The following is a 5096-nucleotide window of genomic DNA, read 5'->3' as shown; positions in this document are numbered from 1 at the left end:
GTCAAGGGCCGCATCCGGGGAATGAACCTGGTCGACCACAAGATTCTCTTCGAGGAGTAACCATCACGGCGGGGAATCCGGCGTCCCGGGGGAAATCCCGAAACGTCGGATTCGCTTCCGGATATCCACGTTTCACGTCTATCCGCAAATCCATTCCGGGTCCTCAATTTTTCCCATTGCAAAACGTCACCGAATTCTTTAAAGAGATCTACCCTCGTCGAACCTGACCGGGGGGATTTCTCCTGAACCCATCCACAACTCAATAATGAGATGCGCCCATGCAGTCTTTCCGGATGCCATGCAAAACGGTGAGGCACGGCCTGAAAGGGCCGATCCGGAACTGTTTTCCGACCCTGCAGCAGTTTCCATGCATCGGGGCTCCGGGCAGGCATCGACGCACCGGTTAAAAAAACAGGCAGTCCGTTACGGACTGCCTGTCGTGTTTAGATCGCGGGGCGGCATCCACCAGATCCTTCAACAAGGAGGCGTAATGGACAACGTTGCGTTGCAGAAGGCCCTGAATCAGAAAATCCGGGAGACGCTGGCCCGGAAAACACGGGACGCGTTGGCCGGGGGCGGCGAAGATCGCGTTCGCAAACAACATGAGAGCGGTAAACTGAGCGCCCGGGAGCGCATCGATCTGCTTCTGGATCCGGGCAGCTTTGTGGAGGTGGACCGGTTCAAGGTCCACCGATGCGCCGATTTCGGCATGGATACCCAGAAGATCCCCGGTGACGGGGTGGTGACGGGCCACGGCCTGATCCACGGGCGCCAGGTCTTTCTCTTTGCCCAGGATTTCACGGTGTTCGGCGGGTCGCTATCCCTCTCCCACGCCGAGAAGATCTGTAAGGTCATGGAGACGGCCATGAAGGTCGGTGCGCCGGTCATCGGCCTCTGCGACTCGGGAGGCGCCCGCATTCAGGAAGGGGTGATGAGTCTGGCGGGCTATGCCGACATTTTTCTGCGCAACGTCATGGCCTCCGGCCTCGTTCCCCAGATTACGGCTATCATGGGTCCGTCGGCCGGCGGCGCCGTCTACTCCCCCGCTCTGACCGACTGGATCTTCATGGTGGAGAAGACGGGTCATATGTTCATCACCGGCCCGGAGGTCATCAAGGCCGTCACCCGGGAAACGGTCACCAAGGAAGATCTGGGCGGCGCCATGGCCCACAATGCCGTCAGCGGCGTGGCCCACTTCGCCATGCCCGATGACGCATCCTGTCTTGCCGGAATTCGCGAACTCATGACCTTCCTGCCCCAGAACAACCTGGAGGGGCCGCCTCGCGTGGAAACGGGAGACGACCCCCTGCGGCGGGACGAGACCCTTCGGGATAAGGTTCCCCCCGATCCCAACACCCCCTATGACATTCGGGACATCATCCGCGCCACCGTGGACAGCGGCTATTTCTTCGAGGTTCATGAGCATTATGCCCGGAACATCGTCGTCGGGTTCGCACGGCTCGACGGCTTCGCCGTGGGCATCGTCGCCAATCAACCCGCCGTCATGGCCGGATGCCTCGATATCGGCGCCTCCCTGAAGGGGGCTCGGTTCGTCCGTTTCTGTGATGCCTTCAACATTCCCCTTATCGTCTACGAGGACGTTCCCGGGTTCCTTCCCGGCATCCAGCAGGAGCACGGCGGCATCATCAAGCACGGCGCCAAACTGATCTACGCCTTCTGCGAGGCCACCGTTCCCCGCATCACCCTCATTACCCGAAAGGCCTACGGCGGCGCCTATTGCGTCATGAACTCCCGTCACATCCGCGGGGATATGGTCATCGCCTATCCCACGGCGGAGATTGCGGTCATGGGGGCCGAAGGGGCGGTCAACATCATCAGCCGGGGCGAGATCAAGCGCGCCGCCGACCCCGACACCGAGCGGAAACGCCTGGTGACCGAGTACCGGGAGAAATTCGCCAATCCTTACAAGGCTGCGGAACTCGGCTACATCGACGATGTCATCGATCCGGCGGACACCCGACCCCGCGTCATCCAGGCCCTGAGAGCGCTTCGGACCAAGCGGGACGTCAATCCCCCCAAAAAGCACGGCAATATCCCCCTTTAGAAAGGAAATTACGCGATGTCATGGGATCAAGTCCTTGAACTCATTGTCAGCATTCTGACCACTCAAACGGGGCTGCCCAACCTGATGTTCAAACAGGTGATCATGCTGGCGGTGGCCTTCTTCTTTCTTTACCTGGCGGTGGCCAAAAATTACGAACCCCTTCTGCTGGTGCCCATCGGCTTCGGAATCTTTCTGGTGAACTTCCCACTGGTCCCCCTCATGGGCTTCACGGAGCACGGGACGCCGGAGTTGATCCGGGCCTTCTACAAATACGGTGTGGAATGGGAGATCATTCCCTGCGTGATCTTTCTGGGGCTGGGGGCCATGACGGATTTCGGACCGCTCATCGCCAATCCCAAGACCCTCATCATCGGCGCCGGTGCCCAGCTCGGGGTCTTCGTCACCTATATCGGTGTGCTCTTTTTCGGCTTTACCCTGAAGGAGGCCGCCTCCGTCGGCATCATCGGCGGTGCGGACGGCCCCACCACCATTTACCTGACGGCGAAGCTGGCACCCCATCTCCTGGGGGCCAACGCGCTTGCGGCCTATTCCTACATGGCCATGGTTCCGCTCATCCAGCCCCCCATCATGCGGCTCTTCACGACACCCGAGCAGCGCAAAATCCGGATGCGTCAGCTCCGGCCGGTCTCCACCAGGGAAAAGATCCTGTTCCCCCTTATCGCCTCGGCCCTCATCATCCTGCTGGTGCCGGCGGTGGCGCCCCTGATGGGGATGTTCATGTTCGGCAACTTCATGCGGGAGTGCGGGGTGGTGAAGCGCCTGACGGATACGGCCCAGAACGCCCTCATGAATATCGTGACCATCTTTCTGGGGGTTTCCGTGGGCGCCACCATGGAAGCGGAAAAATTTCTGAGCCTGAAGCCGCTGCTCATCTTCGGCTTCGGACTCGTCGATTTCACCATCTGCACCGTCGGCGGGATCCTGACGGTCCATATCATGAATCTCTTCCTCAAGGAGAAGATGAACCCCCTGATCGGTTCGGCCGGGGTCTCGGCGGTCCCCATGTCGGCCCGGGTCACCCATTCCGAAGGGATGAAGGCCGATCCGGACAACTGGCTCATCATGCACGCCATGGGCCCCAACCTGGCCGGAGTCATCGGATCGGCGGCCGCAGCCGGCATGTTCATCGCCATGTTCAATTAGGAGGAGCGCCATGAGAACCATTCGATCCCAGTCATTCCATTGGTTGTCCCGCCTTGTGCCCGCTGCGGCCTTTCTGGCCTTTCTGGCCTTCCTGCCGGGCGAACCCGCCGCCAAAATCAACGTCTCCGGCGATATCGAGAAGCCGGTACCCACTTTTACCCGGGAAGGGGCGGTCATCGCCGCCAAGCTCATCCCGCGGGCCAAGAGCACCAGCGTGATCCTCCGGTTCAAGGCCGCGGGCGGAAAGCTCGCATCCGTGGCGGGCGTCGATTTCAATAAGGCGGCTCGACCCGAGGTGGATGTGAAAAATTTCAAGTCGGCCTTGTTCGCCATTGTGCTGGAAGCGGTGCCCAGGGGCGGCGAGGCCAGGGTGTCGGTCATTTCCGATTTTTTCACCCGGTCGACCGCCTTCTATGTGTTCAATGACCGTCTTCCGGCCCCCTGGTCCGACAGCCGGGCGGAAAACATTTCCCACCCGGATCGGGTCCAGGAACTGGTGGTGGCGGTTCAGGACGGCGGTCCCCGGGATTCGGACGGCACCGCGAACGGGAAGATCACCCTTGTGGGCGGCCCCCGGGACTCCTTCTGGGGATATGCCCTGGGGACGCTCTTCATCCGATTCTTCGGGATCTTCATCGTTCTTTCCATCCTCATGATCGGGATGATCCTCTCCGGCGTCTTTTTCCAGTATCTGGATCGTCGCAAGGCACGGCGGGAGGCTGCAGCGGCGGCCTCCGAACCGGCTCCGGAGGCGGCGGAACCGGCGGCCCCGGAGACGGCGCCGGGTATTCCGGAAACGGATGCGGCGGCCATCGCCGCGGCCCTTCACCTGCACTCCCTGGCCTGCCGGACGCCTCCCCCGACCCTGACCCTGACCCCCGGGCATTCGGATGCCTGGACCCACGACGGCCTGAACCGGATGATGACGGACCGGCTTGACACCTACAACCGAACCCTTCATCGCAAGGATTGAGAGGAGTTTTTCATGAGATACCAGTTGAGCATCAATGAGCAGCAGTTTGCCGTGGAGATCGGCGAGGTGGCGGCCGGATATGTCCAGGTGAGCGTCAACGGCAGTCCCTATACGGTTTTCATCGGGAAGGACGAGGCGCCGGCGGCCTCGCGGACGGCCCCGACTTCCGTTCCGCCGCAGGCCCCTGCGATTCCCAAGACCCCCCCGGCGGCAGCGCCGAAGCGGGTTTGCGTGGCGGGTGCCGGCACCGTGACGGCCCCGATCCCCGGCCTGATCCTCCGCATCAACGTGGCCGTGGGGGATACCGTCACCCCGGGTCGGACGGTGGCCGTCATGGAGGCCATGAAGATGGAGAACAACCTGACCAGCGCCGTCTCCGGCACGGTTCAGGAAATTCGGGTGCAGAAGGGTTCCGAAGTGGCCACGGGAGACGTCATCATGGTCATTGCCTGAGCCGCGGCCGAATTTCCGGTCATCGAATCGTCCTGACGGCAAACCGGTATTTGCATTGCGGCGCGGCGACAACGGCCTCACCCCTGGATGAGGGGTGAGGCCGAAAGACCCGTCCCGTTGTTTTTCGACCGAATCTCTGGTATCCGGTAATACCGGCGATTCGAGTTGAAATGATGAAAAACCGATGCGGTGCGCGGGACCTGCCGCGCGGGGGATGAGATGCCATGACAAAATATTACGGAGGCGACGGAGACCTGTTTGAACATGCGCCCATCGGCATTCTGCGGTCCACTCCCGAGGGGCGCCTCATTGACGCCAATCCGGCCCTGGCGCGGATGCTGGGATACGATTCCGTAGCGGAAGCCGCTTCCGGCATCCATCCTATTGCGGTGGATCTCGCCCGACGCGAAGAACTCCTCTCCGCGACGTCGGCACGGAAGC

At 61.6% G+C, this 5096-nt stretch carries 5 protein-coding genes; all 5 read left to right on the top strand.

The genetic code is table 11. The annotated features are described in order from the left end of the window. The first annotated feature begins 490 nt into the window (after positions 1-490). The gene (locus AB7S84_RS16450) at positions 491-2065 is read left to right on the top strand and encodes an acyl-CoA carboxylase subunit beta (RefSeq protein ID WP_020878386.1); all 1575 of its coding nucleotides are present in this window, start codon (positions 491-493) and stop codon (positions 2063-2065) included. 15 nt (positions 2066-2080) lie between these two features. After that, a complete protein-coding gene (locus AB7S84_RS16445) occupies positions 2081-3229 on the top strand; it encodes a sodium ion-translocating decarboxylase subunit beta (RefSeq protein WP_020878385.1) in 1149 nt (382 codons plus the stop codon). 10 nt (positions 3230-3239) lie between these two features. Then, positions 3240-4202 (top strand): OadG family transporter subunit, encoded by a 963-nt coding sequence (locus tag AB7S84_RS16440; protein ID WP_020878384.1) that lies wholly within the window; start codon positions 3240-3242, stop codon positions 4200-4202. A gap of 12 nt (positions 4203-4214) precedes the next feature. Then, positions 4215-4655 (top strand): biotin/lipoyl-containing protein, encoded by a 441-nt coding sequence (locus AB7S84_RS16435; RefSeq protein WP_020878383.1) that lies wholly within the window; start codon positions 4215-4217, stop codon positions 4653-4655. A gap of 224 nt (positions 4656-4879) precedes the next feature. After that, on the top strand, positions 4880-5096 hold a 217-nt coding region (locus tag AB7S84_RS16430; protein WP_428155812.1), incomplete at its 3' end, for a PAS domain-containing protein.

The sequence above is a fragment of the Desulfococcus sp. genome (genome assembly GCF_050178255.1).
GTDB lineage: Bacteria > Desulfobacterota > Desulfobacteria > Desulfobacterales > Desulfococcaceae > Desulfococcus > Desulfococcus multivorans.
Note: the sequence above shows the minus strand (reverse complement) of the source record. Positions and strands in the feature narration are given on the sequence as shown.

Bases quoted from the DNA above. Each gene is read 5' to 3' on its own strand.
- AB7S84_RS16450 (WP_020878386.1), top strand. From the start codon at position 491: ATGGACAACGTTGCGTTGCAGAAGGCCCTGAATCAGAAAATCCGGGAG.
- AB7S84_RS16445 (WP_020878385.1), top strand. From the start codon at position 2,081: ATGTCATGGGATCAAGTCCTTGAACTCATTGTCAGCATTCTGACCACT.
- AB7S84_RS16440 (WP_020878384.1), top strand. From the start codon at position 3,240: ATGAGAACCATTCGATCCCAGTCATTCCATTGGTTGTCCCGCCTTGTG.
- AB7S84_RS16435 (WP_020878383.1), top strand. From the start codon at position 4,215: ATGAGATACCAGTTGAGCATCAATGAGCAGCAGTTTGCCGTGGAGATC.